At 40.8% G+C, this 19,788-nt stretch carries 21 protein-coding genes and 1 riboswitch; of the genes, 15 read left to right on the top strand and 6 right to left on the bottom strand.

Translation table 11 applies throughout. From position 1 onward, the window contains the following. Positions 1 to 233 precede the first annotated feature (233 nt). The 4 genes from QZ995_RS18155 (at position 234) to QZ995_RS18140 (ending at position 4,021) form a co-directional block, all read left to right on the top strand. Positions 234 to 1,592 carry a glucose-6-phosphate isomerase gene (locus QZ995_RS18155; RefSeq protein WP_301809652.1) on the top strand — a complete coding sequence of 453 codons (1,359 nt, stop codon included), beginning with the start codon at positions 234 to 236 and terminating at the stop codon, positions 1,590 to 1,592. A gap of 3 nt (positions 1,593 to 1,595) precedes the next feature. Next, positions 1,596 to 1,826 carry an excisionase family DNA-binding protein gene (locus tag QZ995_RS18150; protein ID WP_301809649.1) on the top strand — a complete coding sequence of 77 codons (231 nt, stop codon included), beginning with the start codon at positions 1,596 to 1,598 and terminating at the stop codon, positions 1,824 to 1,826. A gap of 9 nt (positions 1,827 to 1,835) precedes the next feature. Continuing rightward, positions 1,836 to 1,947, top strand: a riboswitch (TPP riboswitch). 109 nt (positions 1,948 to 2,056) lie between these two features. Next, positions 2,057 to 3,187: a glycine oxidase ThiO gene (thiO, locus tag QZ995_RS18145; RefSeq protein WP_301809647.1), complete on the top strand. Its 1,131-nt coding sequence runs from the start codon at positions 2,057 to 2,059 to the stop codon at positions 3,185 to 3,187. A gap of 72 nt (positions 3,188 to 3,259) precedes the next feature. Continuing rightward, positions 3,260 to 4,021, top strand: a complete 762-nt coding sequence (locus tag QZ995_RS18140) for a DUF3888 domain-containing protein (protein ID WP_301809645.1) — start codon at positions 3,260 to 3,262, stop codon at positions 4,019 to 4,021. Between the two features lie 53 nt (positions 4,022 to 4,074). Here QZ995_RS18140 and QZ995_RS18135 read toward each other — a convergent pair whose 3' ends face one another. Then, on the bottom strand, positions 4,075 to 5,130 hold the full coding sequence (locus QZ995_RS18135) for a glycosyl hydrolase family 18 protein (protein ID WP_301809643.1): 1,056 nt from the start codon (positions 5,128 to 5,130) through the stop codon (positions 4,075 to 4,077). A 184-nt stretch (positions 5,131 to 5,314) separates the two neighbouring features. On the opposite strand from QZ995_RS18135, the gene QZ995_RS18130 reads away from it, so the two are divergent. From QZ995_RS18130 to QZ995_RS18120, 3 genes are all read left to right on the top strand, one after another. Continuing rightward, positions 5,315 to 5,728, top strand: a complete 414-nt coding sequence (locus QZ995_RS18130) for a YugN family protein (RefSeq protein ID WP_301809640.1) — start codon at positions 5,315 to 5,317, stop codon at positions 5,726 to 5,728. 120 nt (positions 5,729 to 5,848) lie between these two features. Further along, complete coding sequence (locus QZ995_RS18125; protein WP_301809638.1) at positions 5,849 to 6,652, top strand: NAD kinase; 804 nt, start codon at positions 5,849 to 5,851, stop codon at positions 6,650 to 6,652. A gap of 111 nt (positions 6,653 to 6,763) precedes the next feature. Continuing rightward, entirely contained in the window at positions 6,764 to 7,639 is an 876-nt protein-coding gene (locus tag QZ995_RS18120; protein ID WP_301809636.1) for an Ig-like domain-containing protein, read from the top strand. Positions 7,640 to 7,838: 199 nt separating this feature from the next. Here the strand turns inward: QZ995_RS18120 and QZ995_RS18115 are convergent, their stop codons facing one another. Both QZ995_RS18115 and QZ995_RS18110 read right to left on the bottom strand, forming a co-directional pair. Next, a complete protein-coding gene (locus tag QZ995_RS18115; protein ID WP_301809633.1) occupies positions 7,839 to 8,609 on the bottom strand; it encodes a cyclase family protein in 771 nt (256 codons plus the stop codon). Positions 8,610 to 8,730: 121 nt separating this feature from the next. After that, on the bottom strand, positions 8,731 to 9,594 hold the full coding sequence (locus QZ995_RS18110) for an arylamine N-acetyltransferase (RefSeq protein WP_301809630.1): 864 nt from the start codon (positions 9,592 to 9,594) through the stop codon (positions 8,731 to 8,733). 258 nt (positions 9,595 to 9,852) lie between these two features. On the opposite strand from QZ995_RS18110, the gene QZ995_RS18105 reads away from it, so the two are divergent. Both QZ995_RS18105 and QZ995_RS18100 read left to right on the top strand, forming a co-directional pair. Next, complete coding sequence (locus QZ995_RS18105) at positions 9,853 to 10,551, top strand: hypothetical protein (protein WP_301809628.1); 699 nt, start codon at positions 9,853 to 9,855, stop codon at positions 10,549 to 10,551. Between the two features lie 145 nt (positions 10,552 to 10,696). Continuing rightward, entirely contained in the window at positions 10,697 to 10,909 is a 213-nt protein-coding gene (locus QZ995_RS18100) for a hypothetical protein (protein ID WP_301809625.1), read from the top strand. A gap of 103 nt (positions 10,910 to 11,012) precedes the next feature. Here QZ995_RS18100 and QZ995_RS18095 read toward each other — a convergent pair whose 3' ends face one another. Continuing rightward, on the bottom strand, positions 11,013 to 11,795 hold the full coding sequence (locus tag QZ995_RS18095; protein WP_301809624.1) for an undecaprenyl-diphosphate phosphatase: 783 nt from the start codon (positions 11,793 to 11,795) through the stop codon (positions 11,013 to 11,015). Between the two features lie 304 nt (positions 11,796 to 12,099). On the opposite strand from QZ995_RS18095, the gene QZ995_RS18090 reads away from it, so the two are divergent. Further along, complete coding sequence (locus QZ995_RS18090; protein WP_301809621.1) at positions 12,100 to 13,176, top strand: CvfB family protein; 1,077 nt, start codon at positions 12,100 to 12,102, stop codon at positions 13,174 to 13,176. Between the two features lie 73 nt (positions 13,177 to 13,249). Here the strand turns inward: QZ995_RS18090 and QZ995_RS18085 are convergent, their stop codons facing one another. Then, positions 13,250 to 14,470 (bottom strand): cytochrome P450, encoded by a 1,221-nt coding sequence (locus QZ995_RS18085; protein ID WP_301809618.1) that lies wholly within the window; start codon positions 14,468 to 14,470, stop codon positions 13,250 to 13,252. Positions 14,471 to 14,716: 246 nt separating this feature from the next. Here QZ995_RS18085 and QZ995_RS18080 point away from each other — a divergent pair, with 246 nt between their 5' ends. Together QZ995_RS18080 and QZ995_RS18075 are read left to right on the top strand one after the other, a co-directional pair. Next, positions 14,717 to 15,304: a TetR/AcrR family transcriptional regulator gene (locus QZ995_RS18080; protein ID WP_301809616.1), complete on the top strand. Its 588-nt coding sequence runs from the start codon at positions 14,717 to 14,719 to the stop codon at positions 15,302 to 15,304. 162 nt (positions 15,305 to 15,466) lie between these two features. Further along, a complete protein-coding gene (locus QZ995_RS18075; RefSeq protein ID WP_301809613.1) occupies positions 15,467 to 16,537 on the top strand; it encodes a tetraprenyl-beta-curcumene synthase family protein in 1,071 nt (356 codons plus the stop codon). A 1-nt stretch (position 16,538) separates the two neighbouring features. Here the strand turns inward: QZ995_RS18075 and QZ995_RS18070 are convergent, their stop codons facing one another. Then, positions 16,539 to 16,715: a DUF5325 family protein gene (locus QZ995_RS18070; RefSeq protein WP_018672391.1), complete on the bottom strand. Its 177-nt coding sequence runs from the start codon at positions 16,713 to 16,715 to the stop codon at positions 16,539 to 16,541. Between the two features lie 322 nt (positions 16,716 to 17,037). On the opposite strand from QZ995_RS18070, the gene QZ995_RS18065 reads away from it, so the two are divergent. From QZ995_RS18065 to QZ995_RS18055, 3 genes are read left to right on the top strand one after another with little or no spacing between them, the layout of a single operon-like run. Further along, the gene (locus QZ995_RS18065; protein ID WP_003344036.1) at positions 17,038 to 17,427 is read left to right on the top strand and encodes a GntR family transcriptional regulator; all 390 of its coding nucleotides are present in this window, start codon (positions 17,038 to 17,040) and stop codon (positions 17,425 to 17,427) included. Then, positions 17,420 to 18,304 carry an ABC transporter ATP-binding protein gene (locus QZ995_RS18060; RefSeq protein WP_301809604.1) on the top strand — a complete coding sequence of 295 codons (885 nt, stop codon included), beginning with the start codon at positions 17,420 to 17,422 and terminating at the stop codon, positions 18,302 to 18,304. Before QZ995_RS18065 ends, QZ995_RS18060 begins: the two co-directional genes overlap by 8 nt. Then, a complete protein-coding gene (locus QZ995_RS18055; protein WP_301809601.1) occupies positions 18,294 to 19,283 on the top strand; it encodes a hypothetical protein in 990 nt (329 codons plus the stop codon). Before QZ995_RS18060 ends, QZ995_RS18055 begins: the two co-directional genes overlap by 11 nt. Positions 19,284 to 19,788: the final 505 nt, after the last annotated feature.

The raw sequence follows: 19,788 nt of genomic DNA, 5'->3' as shown, positions 1-19,788 counted from the left end.
AAAAATTTGTTTACAATGGATTTACGCATCAACTGCTAAATGGTTACAAAAATTTATGTTAATTCAGTAAAACGTAAGGAATAACAATATTATAATAATCTTTGGAAAAGACTGATTTTGAAATTGACGTGATTCCGTTAAATTCTGCGTGATAGAATAGAGAGGATATCGCGTACAATAATAAACATCAGTTTATTATTAGTTGTGCAACTTACGATTCAGGGGGTATTACCGTGACAAAAGCGATCCGTTTTAGTTATGACAAAGCATTGCCATTCGTTTCCGAACACGAAATGAAGCATTTAGAAGCGGCTGTAGGGCTAGCGCATCAACAATTACATGAGGGTACAGGTGCTGGCAGTGACTATCTAGGCTGGGTAGACCTACCGGATACATACGATAGAGAAGAGTACGCGCGTATTAAAGCGGCGGCAGAAAAAATCAAAGCTGATTCAGACGTATTGCTCGTTATTGGTATCGGAGGCTCCTATCTTGGAGCGAAGGCAGTAATTGATGTACTAGGGCATACATTCTATAACTCTTTAACAAAAGAACAGCGCAAAACACCTGAGATTTATTTCGTGGGTAATAATATTAGCCCTGTCTATTTGACCCACCTTATGCAGGTTATTGAAGGCAAGGAGGTTTCGGTCAATGTTATTTCGAAATCCGGAACCACTACAGAGCCAGCCATCGCTTTCCGTATTTTCCGTGAGTTCATGGAGAAGAAGTATGGCAAGGAAGAAGCGCGTAAACGCATTTACGCAACAACAGATAAAGCACGCGGGGCTTTGAAGCAAGTAGCGAACGAAGAAGGTTATGAGAGCTTCGTTATTCCAGACAATGTTGGTGGACGCTTCTCTGTTTTAACAGCAGTAGGATTGTTGCCTATCGCTGTATCAGGTGCAGATATCGATGCATTGATGAGTGGTGCACAGGCGGCTCGTCAGCGCTATATGAATCCAGCTCTTGGAGAAAATGAATGCTATCAATATGCTGCTATCCGCAATTGCTTATTGCGCAAAGGGAAGCAAATTGAGATGCTAGTAAGCTATGAACCTCAATTTCATTATTTCAATGAATGGTGGAAGCAGTTGTTCGGAGAGTCTGAAGGCAAGGATGGCCGCGGAATCTTCCCGGCTGCGGCAGATTTCTCTGCTGATCTGCATTCTATGGGGCAATTCATTCAAGACGGCTCGCGTAATTTGTTTGAAACGGTGCTTTCCGTTGCTCAACCAGCTACTGACGTTGAAATCATGCAGGATGCCGCTAATTTGGATGGCTTGAACTTCCTTAGTGGAAAAGGCATGGACTTTGTTAACAAAAAAGCAATGGAAGGCACGATGTTAGCGCACATGGACGGCGGCGTTCCTAACCTTGTAGTTGAATTGCCTGAGCTATCAGCGTATCATATTGGTGAGCTTCTTTATTTCTTTGAAAAAGCATGCGGCATCAGCGGTTATCTGCTAGGTGTGAATCCATTTGATCAGCCTGGCGTAGAGGCTTATAAAGCGAACATGTTCGCACTTCTTGGTAAGCCAGGTTTTGAAAAGCAGAAGGCTGAGCTGGAGGACCGCTTAAAAGGACAGTAAACCATGTATTTGAGTGTAAAAGAAACAGCTGCTTATCTGGATATGCCTGAATGGTTTATACGCGAAAAAATAGCGGAGGGACGTATCCGTGCCGTCCATAATGGTGAGGACTACTTTATTAATAAGGAGCAGTTTACCCATCATATGGAGGAGCTAGAGAGACTGAAGGCTTTTGAAGAGGCGGAAAAATTCGAGCCAATTCCTGAAAGCTATGATTACAAGGACGAAGATTAATAATTTCACAATGTCTACTGGGGGAGTCCTAACTTGCAGGGCTGAGAGGACAGAGCGTGTCTGTTGACCCTTTTTACCTGATCCAGGTCATGCTGGCGAAGGGAAGTGGTTAGATTTGGTGTTGGTGATTTTCCCACTTTTCCTGCACGGAGAAGTGGGTTTTTTCATTTCTTTGTGCAAAAGAGCCAATCGATTCCCCATTCAGTAGATACGAGAAAGGGTGAAGAACAATGAAAAGCTGTTCAGATATCATTGTGATTGGCGGAGGGATTATTGGGTTGTCGATTGCCTCGGAACTTGCTCATGCAGGCATGACTGTTACTCTCATCGAAAAAGGAGTGTTTGGAGGAGAGGCATCCGTTGCGGCGGCGGGAATGCTTGCTCCTTTAAAGGAATTTGCGAAGCCGGGGCCGCTTCTTGACATGGGAATACGTTCATTGCAGCTATATAAGAATTGGGTGCTTGAGCTGAAGGAGGCTACCGGTATTGATTGCCAGCTATCTACAGCAGGCATTTTGACAGTAGCGATGAACGACATGGAAGAGGAATGGTTACAGGAGCGCTACCAGTGGCAAAAGTCTGAAGGTTATGATATCCGATTGTTGTCTGGGAAAGAAGTGCAAAAACAAGAGCCGCATCTATCAAAAATGGTGCGCCAAGCCATCTATTCTCCACACGAGGCTGACATCAATAACCGTTTGTTATTGGAAGCCTTAGTGATACAGGCAAAAAAACGAAATGTTCGTTTATTACAAAATACTGCTGTAATCAGATTAATGCATGCTGGAAGGAAAATGACTGGCGTGGTAACAGATAAAGGGGAACTGGAAGCTAATCACGTGATTGTAGCAACCGGGGCGTGGACTGCTGATATCTTACGTCAAGTGGGAGTGGATGTACCTGTCTATCCAATAAGGGGACAAATCGCAGCAGTTGATTCGAATCATTTGCCTCTTTCTCATGTAGTCTTTGGAAAAAACGGCTATCTAGTGCCTAAGAAGGATAGACGAATTATTGTTGGAGCTACAGAAGATTTAGCCGGCTTTGACCGTTCTTCCACTGTTTATGGTGTATCGAAAGTATTAACGGGGGCAATGTCAATTGTCCCAGCGATTTCTCAAGCTCCATTTATACAGGCTTGGGCAGGATTACGGCCTGCCACGGCTGATGGACATCCTATTTTAGGTCCTGTGCCAAACTGGAGTGGGCTAACGCTAGCCTGCGGACATTACCGGAATGGAATCCTGTTAGCACCGATTACGGCGAAGCTGATCGCTGAATATGTCAGTTCAGATGAAACAGAGAATATGAATCCTTTCCTGCCTAATAGGTTCAGTCTTGTTTCAGACGAGGGGAAATGAGGAGAAGGCGCTCATCCTTTTCATAAAGCATGGGAGTTTGAGGAAGGTTAACAAAAAAGGAGATGATCGCAGATGAAGCAATGGAAAAATAGATGGCAGCATATGGCGATAGTTGCTTTTACTGTGCTTCTGTTTCCTGTATCTTCCTCTTCAGATGTCGCATGGGCTCAACTACCATCTTCTGTACCCTCTGAACCGATACAAGGAGCTTTTATTTTGACGATGAATCCCCATGTAATGAAAGCAATCACTCACTACTATGGTTATCCACGAGCCTATGATCTATCCTCAGCGAAGGTGGTAGGTGTCTCGCGTCTAACCAATCAGCCTCATTCTTACGAAGCTGTTTTTCAGGTGAAAACCTATGAGGGAAATCATTCACCGCCTTTTGCAATTGAAACGATTAAGCTTGCGGTACACCCAAACGGGGTACAATTGACTGGATACTCTCATCAAGGGGACGAGTGGGAGGCAAAGCGCAAGGTGGAGGAGCAACAGGTGCAAAAGGATTTTGAGGATTACTTTCAAATAAAACTAGCTGGCTATCAGCAAGTAGGATATTACCAAATTACTCACCGATATCGCGATGATCCTGATAATTCCTTACTTTTGCTGAATCAGGAATTGCTTTCTCAAAAAGAAGCTATTCAAAAGCAAGTTTATCTATTGCCTATGACCTTTCTTGGTAAACGGGACGGCTACATCTTGTATAAGCGACCAGATGGGCGGCAGATCGTCTATTTCCTTCTTAAGGAGCTAGGGACTTGGAAATTGGATAAGATGAAGCATGTGCCTAGTAAGGAAGTGTCGAAAGTCAGCTTTTGCATCGTATAGAATCGCTAAAAAGCCGTCAGCACTTGAAATGCTGACGGCTATTGGAATATAAATTATGACTTCTTAGGAAGAAGAGCTGTCCAAAAAGTGTCATTTTCATATCCGAGGCGCCAAACGGCAAAGCCAGCCAGCTTATACTTTGTAGCCAAGCTGCGTTTAGCAGCGATGCTATATTCATTCTCATACCAGAGGGTATGCCAAACACCGTTTTTCATATAGTGCAGATAAGGTGATTTATATGTATCATGCCATGCTGGAACAGCTTGATTCTCCTTTATGATGGCAGGTATATTGCGAAAGCTGACAGCCCTTTTTTTCTCGGTGCTCCACTCGTAGCCATAGCTTGGAATACCCATTAATAGCTTATAGGCGGGTACTTGAGAGACACTATAGCGTATAACATCCTCCACCCAATTGTAGGAGGCAACAGGGCCTTCCTCTGACCAAGTTCCATGCTCATCATAAGTCATTAGTTGAAGATAGTCGGCCTTGGCACCCAGTGCTTTTAAATCAAAGCCATATACCCAGAAGATAGCAGGGTCATCATTTGTTTTGGCAGGCACAGAGACGATTAATTGCTTTTTGATCGCATGAAGCTGGTCTGCTAAGCTCCCGACGAACGAGGAATAGGCCTGACGATCTTCGGCCGGAACATTTTCAAAATCAAGATTAGCACCTGACAATTGATTTTGCTGTACGGTGGTAAGGATTTGCTGGATAAAACGTGCTTTATAGTCCTTGTTGGTCAGAATCGAATGGACGATTTCCTTATCAAATAATTTTTCCCCATGATTCGTAATGACTAAAAAGCTGCCTTTTTTTGTATCTTTCGTGAACTGTAACGCTGTTTTTGGCAGGGCTCCTACCAAATAACCTTCCTTGGTAGCATTGTAGTTAAAGAAGGCGACGTCAGAGATTCTATCCTGGTAATGATGCAGGGAGGTGTAGGCGGCTAGATCACCTGGATAATTTTCGGCATAATAACTAACGACCTTTGGTGAAGCCGTTACCTTTGGAGTTGCTGATACAGTTGAGCTGGTGGCTGCTGCTAGCTGGCTTCCTCCGAGTGTAATTGAAAGTAGCGATAGTGTTAGCAAGATTCGTTTCACAAAAATAAAATTCCTTTCCGAGTAGGTACATGTTGTAAATTGATAGATTTCTTTCTGTACTTCCTTTTCGACACAGAGCATTTAATTCCTTTAAAAGCAACTGATGGTAAATTATGGATGTTAATTAAATCAAAGCGATTTGGAGAACGCTATACGGATAAGAAGAAAGGAAGGGGCAGCTTCGATGAAACAAATAGTAAGTCAAATTGAAGGGAAACAAGCGACATACGGGGATCTAATGGAGACGTTGGGGAAAGAAGGCTTTACTTTGTCCAATTGGGAATACAGAAGCGGCTTTTTGGATCGTAAGCTCGATGATAAAGGCATGGTGTTCTTACGTTTACCCGTACAGGTAGTGAGCGGCGAACTGGATCAACCCGAAGCTGTTTTACGTTTTGAACAACCATTTGTCCTGAAGCATATCTATCAAACCGGCAATGATGATGATATTGATTATGCTGCCGCTTCGGTCGTTTCCTCCATGTTTAATCAGTTTCAAGATCCCATTCATAAAGATGCGGATATAGAATCGACATACATTATACAGGCTGAAGAATTGTTGAATAGATTAGAACAGACGATTTTTGCGGGAGAATGAGGCAAAGAGAAAACCTCGACCTTTTGTAAAATAGTTGCTAACTCATTTGCTGATAGCTACCTGCAATAGTATGATGAATATGAAATCAAGGTTATCGCAAAAGAGAAAGGATTTTACGAAATGAAAATCGCAACGGTTTTACGTAATGATGATCATACACGTCAGGTGGATTTAAGGTTGCGTGAAAAGCTGGCTGCTTCCACTGCGCGTTCCTATCGTTTTTTAGATGCCAATAGTCAAGAAAAACCGGATATGGTTTTGTCTATTGGAGGTGACGGAACCATGCTGGAAGCTGTTCATCAATATGGATTTGAGCCGCATTATATTGGGATTCATACGGGCCATTTGGGATTTTATGCGGACTGGCATCCTGATCAATTGGATGAATTTGCTGAGGCCTTGGAACAGGTGGACCCCTTAATAGCCGAATATCCAACTGTTTCCTGCCAAATTCGTACCAAGGATGGACAACTATTGGAGAAGTGGGCACTAAATGAGCTAGTCATTCGCAATGCCAGCCTTTCTTCCTTGGTAGTCTCCGTTTTTATTAATGGGGGAGAATTTGAACATTTTCGCGGAGACGGTCTTATTATTTCATCGCCTTCAGGTAGCACTGCTTATAATAAAGCGGTGGATGGTGCCTTGCTACATCCTTCTCTGGAGGCAATCCAACTAGCAGAAATTGCTTCCATCAATAATCAATCCTATCGGACGATAAACAGCGCATTAGTTTTGCCTAAGCACCATCAGGTAGAGCTTGTTATTATGAATCCTGAAATCATGCTTGGCATGGATCGAGAGCAGGGCGTTTGGAAAAATATTGATTCAATCACCTGTCGTGTCGGTCCTCAAAAGGTCAAATTTGCTCGATACAAGCGTCTAACCTTTTGGGATCGTGTGCGTAAAGCTTTTATTCACGGTTAATATTTCAAAATATTGGTTTTCGGTCTTTACAAGTTCCCCTTCTTTGCCGATATAACTATAAGAGATATCAATTTCATTTACGTTAAAAATAGCTAGAGGACGGGTGAACGAATGAGAAAGAATAGGTTTTATAAAATATTTGGATTGGGTTTAGCTATTTGTATGGCTTTTGGCATGCCGACCACTTCCGTTTTGGAAGCCGCTACTAAGTCTGCAACCAAGCCTGCCGAGAAGGTTCTGTCTTCTTTGAAGATTTCCGCCAATACTTTGGCGCTTGAAGCCGGGAACACTAAATCACTTACTTTAAGTGCACAATACACAGACGGAAAAACTGCTTCTGTCACTTCCAAGGCAGCATGGAATACGTCAAACAGCTCGGTAGCAACTGTTACTAACGGTAGAGTAAAAGCTGTAGGAGCGGGAACAGCCGTAATTACAGCCAGCTATATGGGCAGATCAGTTACTACGTCTGTAACGGTATCCAAAAAGCTGAAAACATTGGAAGTAAGCTCGAAAAAAGTGGATTTGCTTCGAAATGATTCGAAAAAAGTTTCTGTAACGGCTGTTTATACGGATTCTTCCAAGGAAAATGTTACAGATAAAGTAACTTGGCAGGTAAAAGGTAATGCAGTTACTGTTGATAAAGGCTTAATTAAACCAAAAGAAGCGGGTTCAGCTACTGTAACAGCAAGCTTTGGTAACAAAAAGGCAACTGTAAGCGTACAAGTTGACCAAATGAATAAATTGGTGGTTACGACACAGCAGCTACACTTGTTCAAAGACGATGATGATTTTGAAATAAAAGCAACTGCTATCTACAAAGCAGGATCAAACGAGGACGTTACCTCTAAAGCAACATGGACAAGCACTAATACGGATATCGTGACAGTTAAAAATGGAAAAATTATTCCGCGCAAGGCCGGTAAAGCGATTGTTAAGGTGAAATTCGGTAACAAGAACGTAAACATTACAGTAAATGTTTACTAAAAGGAACATCTCAATAAAGTAAAAAGTATCCCCTTTGCATTATCTGTGTGAGTAACACAACGATAAGCGAGTAAAGGGGATTTTTCATGGTATAAGAAATAAACATTAGTCCAGCAAATGAAAACTAAGGCTATTTGAGATTGAGTAGTCAAATTTTATGGAAATGAGTACCTTCATATCCTTTGGTCTTTTGTCGTATCTAAGTTGTTTCAATAATCGCTACAGGTCTTGTCCAAGCTCCACTTGCTTTGTCGATTTTAATGGGAAAACAACTGATTTTGAAGCCATAAGGTGCCGGGATTTTATCTAGGTTAGCAAGCTTTTCGATTTGGCAATATTCTTTATCTCTTCCAACGTAATGAGCTGCCCAGAGAAGTCCCTCCCGCGGCTTTTGCTTGTAATTGGCTGCTTGAATAGTAAGGGGGATGTCCCAGCCCCAGCCGTCAGTACCCATGACCTTGATTCCTTGCTCGATAAGCCAGCGAGTTGCTTCGGCAGATACGCCGGCATGAAAGTTGGCATAGTTGTCATCCATAATTTTTTTATCAGCATCGGAACGAATTAACACAATATCAAATGGTTTTAGCTGATAATCCATTTCCTTTAGCTTTTGCATCAGGTCATTCGTCGTAATTTCATATCCGGATTCCTTGTCGCTAAAATCAAATAAAACACCGTCTGCAAAAAACCATTCTAGCGGTAGCTCATCAATGGTTTTGGAAGGTTTACCTTCTGAAGTCGGCCAGTAATGCCAAGGGGCGTCAACATGTGTTCCTGAATGAGTATTTGCGGTCACTGTCTCCGTTGCCCAAGCTTTTTTCTCTGGAAAGTCTCCGAGGGTAAGACCTAGGATATGCGCTGCCTGAATGGCACCTTCCTCATGGGAGGAATAATCGATTTTTGCCGGTAAGGGCTCTTTTATGTTAGGACTTAGGGTAACACTTAAATCAATAAATTGTGGTTTAGCCATAAAATCCTCCTCTGGTCACAGCTTTTCAAATGTTTTTCGAGAAGCCATGTGTGGAAAATGGATCCTACTGTTTTTTCCTCCATTTGACAATGGCGACACGGTGAATTATGTTTAAACCAGATTATTTTGTTGCTTTTCTGTCCTTCTTTTCAAAGATGTTAATTCCTAATTCAGCAAGAACCTCGACAGCTTCTCTTACAGGTAATCTGGGGAGCTTGAATTCCTCTTGTAAGACCTCTTCTATCTCTTCCGTATTGGACAGAGGTATAAGCTGTTCATTCCCACTTTCATCTACGATACTAAATTCATTATTATGAATGGTTAACTTCCGTTGTTGATCTAGCTGGAATAATTGAATGAACAGTAAAGACATAAATTTTCTATCTAGATCAAATGATTTTGCCACCGTATTATTAAAGTAGATCAGATTTTTCGTGACTGTTGGGTCAAACGTCCAGTCTTGTTCGATTAATTGATTTTTAATGTACCGGTTATAGACATAGCATCCCGGATTTTTTGTATCTGCAACTAAACGAATGGCAATATCAGCGTATTCACTGCAATTGTCCGGGTTGCGTGTAAAATCAACGGGTGTAAAAAAAGGAGCAGCAGAAGCACAATCTACATATAAAGGTATGCCTGGTTCCTCAGGATGATCAACCAGAATAGCAATGTGCGTTTTGCCAACAGGAAGTAATTTAGCTGAGAATCCGAGTTCTAATAAAAGCTGCTGCAACGTTGAATTAAGCACGTAGCATGTTCCGCCAAATTGCATGGTATAAAGGTGCAGAGTAACAATATCCAGCGGGGGAATGTAGAAGTTGTTTTGGCTATATTCTCGATAGTAAATCAGCTTACTAATATTTTCAAAAGGTATTGTTGATAGATGGTTACGACAAATTTTTTGGAGAAATTGGTAGGAAGGCTTTTCTTGTTTCAGGTGTATTTTATGCAAATAAGACTCAGCCCACGTTGGTAATTTCATAGCGATTACCCCCTTCATTTTAAAATCAATAGAGTATTTTCTGATAGATGTCAAATAGTATTTCAATTGTAAATATTTAGATAAAAATGAGCAAGCAATTTGTCTGGATAGCTTGCTGTTTCATGATGTATCCCTTGATTTATGGCGTAAAAGCATTGGGGGAAAGGTTATCCAATTTATTACTTTATTTTAACAAATGATCTTAAAAGCTGTCTAATAAAGCATTTTCATCTAGGCATAGCAAAGGAGAAAGTATGTATGAAACGAAAGGGATCGAGACGGAAGATGATAGGAATGCTGCACGTCACTTGTCTGATGGCCATGCTGATTCCAACCTCAGGCTGGGCGCAAGCCGACATGATAAAGCCAGCTTTGCCATTCCCTAACAATACGGGGAAAAGTGGAGAGAGAACAGAGATCAGACCGTTGAAGCAGCAAAATCCTCAGAAGGCTTGGCCCAAAGAATGGCGCGAGAGAATTGAGCATCTGATTAATAGCTATGAGCCATGGAGCCAGTATAAGATTGTTAAAGGAACGTTCCGCCGAGAAGAAGGTTGGGAATATTGGGATGTTCAATTGGCAAAAGGAACAGATGAAAAGCTATCTCTTACAATCAACGGAAAGAATGGGCGCTTATTGCGAGCGCTATCTATAAGTGAAAAAAATCAGCCTGTCCCTCCCTTGACCAACGAATGGGAAGCAGCAAAACAAGCCCAGGTATTTCTTGAGAGTTTGCTGGGCAGAGAAGCTAGTGAGTATCAGATAGCATCTCTTTTACCTTATGAGTTATCCATCAGCCAAGCTACTGCTGAACAAAATAACATGTTACAGGGCACCAGAGTAATTACCTACCAGCGCATGAATGCCAAAAGCTCGCCTGCGGTAGATGATGTTATACGGATTGGGATAGACGGATGCGGGAAAATAAAGAGCTTTGTACGTGTTGAAAAAGTCTAAAGGATAACCTAGAGGATCTTTGCCGTATGGTGAAAAGCTAGCTTGACGCAACTGCACATTTATTGCTGCATGGAGGTTTTTCAACGAATATTTGCTAATTAGTTGGGCAATACCAATTCTAGGAACACTAGGATGGAGGAGTCATATGCGCTCACTAATGAACTTTTTTCTGAAAGCTAACCTATTAGTTTGGATTGTGGGGTTATTTATTGCTCATATTGTCATGTATCTTAGCCTGGGGACTCCGACGTGGTTTGCTACCTCGTTATTAGCAGCATCTGTATATGCCGTAGTGTTTATGGTAATGAAAATGGTTGCCCAGCGTTATCAAGAGAAACAACGAGAAGGAAACCGGTAGGACTAGTCTCTTTACGAACGAAAAAGCTTGCATCTACAGCAGAAAAAGCGTACAGACGAGTAAGCTCCTGTATGCTTTTTCTCTGCTGAATAACAAAAGAACGTTACCATTTTCCAAACCATTGTAATACAATTATGCAAATTCCTACGGCAAATACATAATAGGCAAAGATCTTCAGTGACCCACTACTGATCAGTTTAATCATCCAACGAATAGCGATATATCCTGTTATACCAGCAAAGATAGCTCCAACTAGCATAGGAATAATACCGCTTGGCAGCGCAGACATCTCAGCCAAATCCTTTGCCTGTAAAACGCATGCTCCTAAAATAGCGGGAAGAGATAGCAAAAAGGAAAAACGCGCGGCATCATTACGATCGATTCCTCTTAATAATGCACCAGCAATTGTAAGGCCGGAGCGAGAAATAGCAGGTAAAATAGCGGCTCCTTGCAAAGTACCAATGAATAAGGCATCTATGTAATTCATTTGTTCAAAAGCTCGTGTTCCCTTGCGCATGGATTCCACGGCCCATAGAATTAGCCCTGTAGCGAGGAACTCTACCCCGATAGTTTGCCCTGTCTGTGAAATCTCCTCGAAATAATCCTTGAAAGTCAGACCAATAATGCCAGTTGGAATGGTACCTACGATCAACAGTCGAGTTAATTTGCTGAATGGATTGCGAATCACATAGAGAAGTTCATCCCAAAAGACAATGACAACGGCAAACAGTGTACCTAGATGCAGTAATGTATCAAATAGCAGCCCAGCTTCACGTAGTCCGAACAACTTGCCAAACAAGACAAGATGTCCTGTGCTTGATATAGGCAAAAATTCAGTAAAGCCTTGAATGATACCAAGAAAAATGGATTCTATATATGCTAGCATGCCCATCTCCCCTCTTAGCAGATTATTACTCGATAAGACAAGTGTATGCAGATAACTAGTCGGACTTGCTGTTTTCATGGATAAAAGTTTAGAAAGATGTTTATTGTAAATGATGTAAGGAAGGCTGTATTTTGTTTTACAGCTTCAAGGAGCGAAAAAGCTGCATTTTGTATCTATTTTTAACAAAATCCGTACAAGCGATGAAGTCTCACGTGGAACGCACCAACAGATTGTGTATAATGAGGGGACGAAGGGATAACCTTACGAAATATATTGAGCGTGACATAGAGTAGGAAGTGACGAAATGAGAGATAAACGACAGTTTGGTAATAGAGACGGACAGGGAAGAGGAGGACGCGGTGTCAGAAGCGGCGGAGGCAGCGGCAGACAGCAAGGCGGCCGCTTTAGCTCACCGCGTGCCGGATACAGAGGAGATAGCAGGAAAGCCAGCTTTTCTGAAAAGACGATGCCGGCACAATCTACGAAATACAAGGCTGGGATGATTGTTTCTTTGCCTGTTTCTAGAGCGGAAGAGTATGGGTATTTCTTAACAGATGGCGACGCAGAAATTTTATTGCATCAAAATGAAGCGACAGATCAGCTAGAGCTAGGCGATACCGTGAAAGTCTTTTTATATCACGACCATGAAAATCGCCTCGCAGCAACGATGCAGATGCCTCTGGTCAGAGAGGGCGAATATAAATGGTTAGATGTTGTAGACGTCTCCACACGCGTAGGTGTTTTCTTACATAATGGAATTCAAAAGGACCTGTTAGTATTTAAGGATGATCTGCCTAAGCAATGGGAAGAGTGGCCACAGGTTGGGGATAAACTATTGGTGACCCTAAAACGTGACAAACACGGTCGTCTTTTAGGAGAGCCAGCCGCTGAAAATGTCATTTGGGATTTATCTCGGAATGCAACCAGCGAAATGAAGAATAAATGGGTAGAAGGTATTGTCTACCGGGTGTTTATGGAAGGTGTATTCGTCTTTACTGATGATAAGCATATCTTATTTATTCATGAGGATGAAATGACAGAATCCTTACGTATGGGACAAAGAGTACGAGCTCGGGTCAGCTATGTACGTGAAGATGGCCGCTTGAATGGGTCCATGCATGAACGTAAAGAAGTACGCTATGGAATTGATGCTCAGGTCCTTTTAGGTGTGCTAAAGGAACGTGGAGCGATGCCATACACGGATAAATCCACGCCAGAAGAGATTAAGGATCGCTTTAACATGAGCAAGGCTTCCTTTAAACGTGCTATGGGCAAACTCATGAAAGAAGGTTTGGTTGAGCAAGTTGATGGCTGGACGCATCTGAAAAAGGAAGTTTATATGAATCACCAAAGAGAGCTAGAAGAGAATATAGAATCATAATCAAGTAACTAAAACCCTCCCTGTGGAGGGTTTTAGCATGTAAGAAAGGCTCGGATAGCCAAAAATAGAGCGACTAGTTAACGCTAACAGGAAAACTTTTTAAACCGTATATGGTAGTGCTATTTGCAATAGGCACCGGCTGAGTGTTCTCGTGAAAGGAAATATGTTTGATATTTTTAAATAATTCTGTCAAAGAAATTTTTGCTTCTAATCTGGCTAAAGGCGCACCTAAGCAAAAATGAATGCCCTGTCCAAAGGCAAGGTGAGGATTTACCCTTCGGCTGATATCAAATGCAGAAGCCTGCTCGAATACTGTCTCATCCCGGTTGGCTGACCCTATCCAAGCAATTATAATCTGATCTTTTTTAAGCATATGGGATCCAATTTGTACATCCTCCTTTACTCTTCGGACGACTCGTTGCGCTGGAGAACGGTAGCGTAAGGATTCCTCTAAAGCTTGGGGAATCAGGGATAAATCCTGCTGAATCTGTCTATAAGCCCCGGGACTCTCCAATAGACTATACATTGTATTAGAAATAAAATTTGTAGTCGTCTCATTTCCCGCCACCAATAACAATTTACAAAAAGCGACAAGTTCATCAATGGAAATTTTGCTTTCTTCGCTTTCAGCCTGAATAAGAATAGAGATAATATCGTTTTCTAGACAAGGGCTTTTTCGTTTATGTTCAACAATTTCTGTAAAAAAGCTTGTTAACTCCTGATCAGCTTTTGTACGAACAGATAGGAATTGTGTCAAATGATCTGGATCATCTGTATCTGGGGAACTTACCACAATATCTGACCATTCCTTAAACTTCGACATCTCTGATGAAGGAACCCCCAGCATCTCTGCAATTACAATGACAGGCAGCGGGTATGAGAAATCTCGTACTAGATCAAATTCTTGTTGACCTTCCACGTTTTCCAGAAGATGCTTCGTGATTTCTTCAATACGTGGGGCCCACGATTTCATCATTTTCGGGGTAAAGGAATGCATAACAATAGAACGGATATCTGTGTGCATAGGCTGATCCATGCCAATCACACTTCGATTAAATGGGGATGCTCTTTTTGGAGGTAAAACGCTAGAAAAATTGTGTTTGTCTTCCATTACACGTTTGACATCGTGATAGAGAAAGACGTTCCACGTGTCTGCTTTTTCATTATAGTAAACAGGGGATTGGTGCCTCATTTTTTCGTACCATAAAAACGGATGATAAGGATCTAGCTGAACTTCTTCATCTCTAAAATAATTGCTAGGAATCATGATAAAAGATTGTTTCATGTCATTCATGATACTCTTTCCTCCTTTAAAGATGTCGAAAATAATTAAACTGAATATAATTCACTGAATATCATTCAGTTTATAAAGCAAGTATAAATCAAGGAGGATAAAATGTAAATTTTTTACTTTGGGCAGATTGTATGCTGTCTACTGGAAAAAATTGATACAATATTCTCTAGGAAGCGGCACACTTTTTTCGAAGCGGGGTATATGTCCTCTTCCAATACGCACATGTTAACTAGGAGAATAAATACGATGCAGGAAAGAAAATTAACCAAGCGACAAGAAAAAGCCATAGAAACAAAACGCACTATTTATCATGTAGCTCTGGATTTGATAAAAGAAAAAGATTATGAAAGTATCTCTATCGAGGAAATTAGTAAGAAAGCAAGCGTATCAGTGGGAACATTTTATTATTACTTTAGTTCCAAGGAAGAGATTTATCTTTGCTTATTTCAGGAAATCGATAAGCGCTTTGCTCTTGATATACAAGCTGACGAAAAACAAGAGCCAACAAAAGATCGGCTCTTACACTTTTTTGTTCAATTAGCCAAGCATACGTCTGAATTGGGATTGCACATTAATAAGCAGCTTTATCATGGAAATAATCGACTGTTTACTTTGAAAAATTCTTCTACTTGGACAAAGCTTCAGGAAATTATCAGTCAGGGGCGAGCTAGACAAGAATTAACGACGGATTTAAAAGAGGAAGAAATACTTGAATATTTAATTATGCTATCGAGGGGGATTATTTTTGATTGGTGCATCCATAATGGAAAGTATCTGCTGGTTGAGGTGATGCACAAGTACATGAAGAAGACAATTTCATCGATATGTAAGTAAATCCGAATGATGGAAAGCCAAGGAGCTATGGAGGCTGTAAAATCTTAGGAACCCTCGTATTGCAGATATATCAAATTGGTTACACACGGGGATAAAGCAGATTTTTCCTCCAGAGATATGATAAGATGTTGTATAGCAAAAAACCAAAGGAGGAACTTTAGCTTGCAAGCGAAACCGATTCATAAGCCTTGGCAATTACTTTATCGTGTCTATCGCTACATTTTGCCCTTGCTTGAGCAAGAGTTCGCTTATTGGTATGAACGAGCGAAAGAAATCCCAGATAGGGAACTTCAAAAACAAGCCATAGCCAGCATGGATTCCAAGAAATTTCATTGTCAGGGTGGTTCTGTTTATGCTTCTCAGGTTATGGCTTATAAAGAAACACTGGTCAAGCTAATCGTAGCTTATCAGACTATCAGTGATTATCTAGATAATTTGTGTGATCGTAGTACGTCACTTGATCCAATTGATTTTCGTCAGCTACATTACTCCATGCAGGATGCGCTAACTCCTGATGCACCGCTAAGGGATTACTATGAATTTCGTGAGGAAAAGGATGACGGCGGCTTTTTGAATGCATTAGTTTTGCGATGTCAAGAGATGATCCAAAAGCTACCTTCCTATAAAGATGTTCAGCAGCATATTGTGAATTTATCTACGTTGTATAGCGATTTGCAGGTATATAAACATATCGCTTTAGAGAAGCGGGAAGAAGCCTTATTTACATGGTGGGATCAGTATAAGGAAAGTTATCCAGAGATAGAATGGCAGGAGTTTGCTGCGGCAACCGGGTCGACCGTTGGTATTTTTGCATTGTTTTGCTTGGCAACAGAGCCTGAGGTTGATCCAAAGGAAATTAAAGCATTACATCATGCCTATTTTCCTTGGATAGGCGGAGTACATATTTTGCTAGATTACCTGATTGATTTAGAAGAGGATCGAGAAGGTGGGGATTTAAACTTTGTCAGCTATTATCAATCTGATGAAGAAGCGTTTGAGCGGCTGCAATACTTTATTGAACGAGCCAAACAAAGCATTGATGAATTGCCTCATCCTGCGTTTCACCGCATGATCGTTGACGGGCTACTTGCCTTTTATTTGGCTGATCAAAAAGTGAATCGGCAACAGCCGCAAATTTATACGATTTCCAAGCGTTTATTAAAAAAAGCAAGCAGTTTTACTTCTTTTTTATTCTACGTAAACAGCCTATTTATTCGCCGGAAGGAAACATAATTTATGGACGAAGATGTTTCTTTTTATAAGAAAATCCGAAGCCCATCAAACAGGTTGCCAATACCAAGCAGCCAATGATACCAAGTGCGCTTTTCAGTCCAATAAAGATACCTACTCCTACCAAGCAGAAGGCAACTAACACTGCAAGGCAAAAAGTCACCAATTTATATTGATTCATTAGGGAATACCTCCTTTGTTGACGGTGTTCCTATTATACCTTATTTTTTCGGTTTGTTTTACATTTTCTGAATTTGGAAGTGCCGTTAACAGTAGTATTTTCCAAACACAGCCTGTCTTCATAAGCCTTTGCCAATCTTATTAGGTTGGTAAGGTTTTTTTTGCATGCAATAAAATAAGAGGTGTACTATTTGACTGCGCTATTTGATTGTGCTTTTGGGCTGTAGTTGTGAAGGGTATTGACACCAATCACAAAAAGAAGTAGTGTATTAAGTGTACTACATGATGTAGTACACACCGAACGGTAAGGGTGGTTGATTATCATGATCCTGATTAATGAACGAAGTCCTTCGCCCATTTATGAACAGATCATTCAGCAGATAAAAGAGTTGATTCTAAAAGGAATATTACAGGAGGGAGAAAAATTGCCATCGGTACGAGAACTGTCCGGCATGATTGTTGTTAATCCAAATACAGTGAGTAAGGCATATCAGGAATTGGAGAGACAAGGAATAATCGAGACATTGCGTGGAAAAGGAACTTTCGTCGCCAAGCAGCAGGTTCCTCGGATGGAAACAGAGCGTTTGGATAAATTCCAGGAATCGTTAAAACAAATCGTTATTGAAGCAAGTTACCTAGGGATTAGCACACAGCAAGTACAAGAGTGGGTTGAGAAGTACATGTTAGAATTACGAGGTGATTCAAATGCTTAGTTTATATAATGTAAATAAAGTAATTGATGAGGAAGAGATATTACATAACATTAGCTTTGAGATACCTAGAGGTGTGATTGTAGGTCTTGTTGGCCGCAATGGGTCAGGTAAAACAACCTTGTTGCGTACGATCATGGGAATTTTGGATACGGATGGGGGAAGTGTAGAACTGGATGGTCGCTCCATACACCAGCACCCAGAGTGTAAAAAAGACATGCTTTATGTTCCGGACTCCCCAGAAGCGTTGCATTTTTATACACCTGATGAATGCGCTAAGCTGTACAAAGCTATGTACCCTAACTTTGATTATGCTTACTATGTAACGCTGATGGAGCGCTTTAAGCTTCCAAGACGAAAAAAAATCCGTCAATTTTCTAAAGGAATGAAAGCTTTGACGTCACTTATCCTGGCGTTCTCCTCAAAGGTATCCTTGATTATACTAGATGAACCAACAAACGGAATTGATCCGATAGTCAAAAAACAGGTATTAGGCATGATTGTTGAAGAAGTTGCCCAACGTGAAGTAAGCTTTATCATTTCTTCGCATCAACTTGAAGAGCTAGAAAGAATAGCTGACATGATTATCATGATCAAAAAAGGAAGTGTTGAAGCGACGACTTCGCAAACAGATTCTGAAGAAAGATTTAAGAAGTTCCAGGTGGTCTTTAAAGGAGAAGCTCCACAGACATTGCTTGACCTGCCACAAGTATATCTTCTTCAGCAGGTAGGGCGAGTGCATACCTTATTACTGGAGGACCCGACAGGCTCAGCATTAACCAGATTACAAGAGGAACAACCACTTCTGTTAGAAAAATTACCAGTTGATTTAGAAGATTTATTTATTACCAAGCTAGGTGGTGACGACTATGTTTCATAAAGGATTATGGCTAAAAGAATGGAAACAGAGTAAATCAATGATATGGTTATTACCATTTATCACCTTCATATGTATGGGATTCACCCGTATGCAGAAGACCTTATTTCTAACTGAAAACCAGGTTATTATGAATGTAGCTCAATTAAAAAAAGAAGGAGCAGAGTTTTTTTACCTTGCTACTAATAATTCAAATTATCTCTTTGCCAGCTTTCCGTTACTGTTGTTGATTGCTTTGACATTGATGGGATCGGAGAGAAGAAGCCTAGTAAACGATTTTACTTTCTCTATGCCTTTTTCACGCAGAAATATTTATTTGACTAAATGGATGCTAGGGGTATCAGCAATTGTTATTAGTTTAGTATTGAATACTTTAATTGATATGATTGTTATTTTGGTTTCTCCATTTCATGAGTTTTTCATTTTAAAGGAGCATCTTTATCCTTTGCTTCAGTCATCATTAGGTCTAATCGCTTTTTATAGCTTCGTACTGATGATTGGAACCCTAGCGGGGGGAACAATGGTTCAAGCCATGCTGTCCCTAATCTTTTGTATCTTTCCTGTTGGAATTGCCTTCTTAATTAACGGGTTTTTACAAATGAATTTTGGCATTCAATTGAATTTTGATTTATTTCCTGTCAATCTTATTTTGTTAACAAGTCCAGTAGTAGTAGTAAACATGTTTGGAAAGCTATCGTCACCTTTTTTAATTCCGATTTTGCATTTGCTTGTTACATTAGGACTCGGTATTTTCTTATATCAGCGCAATCGATTGGAGAATAACGGCAAGGTTATTATGTTTCCAGCATTAGAGCCTGTTTTTTACGGGGGAGCTATTCTGTGCTTTGCCTTGCTTGGTGGTCTTTTTGCCTCGACTGTAATTGAAAAGGATTTATTCACGTATTACGCCGGGTTTATTTCTCTAGGGATTTTAGCAACCATCGGGTCGTATTTTTTGCGAAATGCTCGGATTCGCATGTAGCTCACATGTAAAAGGATAGCCTTGTTGCCATATGCTAAATGGGGGGAGCACCACTATTTGGCTTTGCATCAAGGTTATTTTTACGCTTACAAGAAGAACGGCAAAGTACAGCTTATGAATTATTTAATTGAAACATGTTGTCTATCAGGAGCAAATTGCTTGCCGTTCCATGATGATGCTTTGACAGTAGTGATACTGTCAGGCTCTATTTCATTTGTACCAAAAGAATGTGCTATACTGCAATTTTTATTTCACAGCCGGAATCAAAGCTTTTCGCTAACAATAACTAGATATGATTGGCCTCAAGCAGGGCATTGTTGATTGAAACGGTAAATGATTATATTTTTCAACGTAGAAAAAGCGGGGAAAATATACATAGTTATCTGAAATCTAAATCGATTTGCCGGAGAGCTCATTATTATACGTGTCTAATCGGATTGAGTGCCAGGTTAAATAGGCGGCTCTTTATTTGGCTAGGGAGTATGAGGAGCCGGAGTAGTTTTTG

Source organism: Brevibacillus laterosporus (assembly GCF_030489605.1).
GTDB classification, from domain to species: Bacteria; Bacillota; Bacilli; order Brevibacillales; family Brevibacillaceae; genus Brevibacillus_B; species Brevibacillus_B laterosporus_E.
Note: the sequence above shows the minus strand (reverse complement) of the source record. Positions and strands in the feature narration are given on the sequence as shown.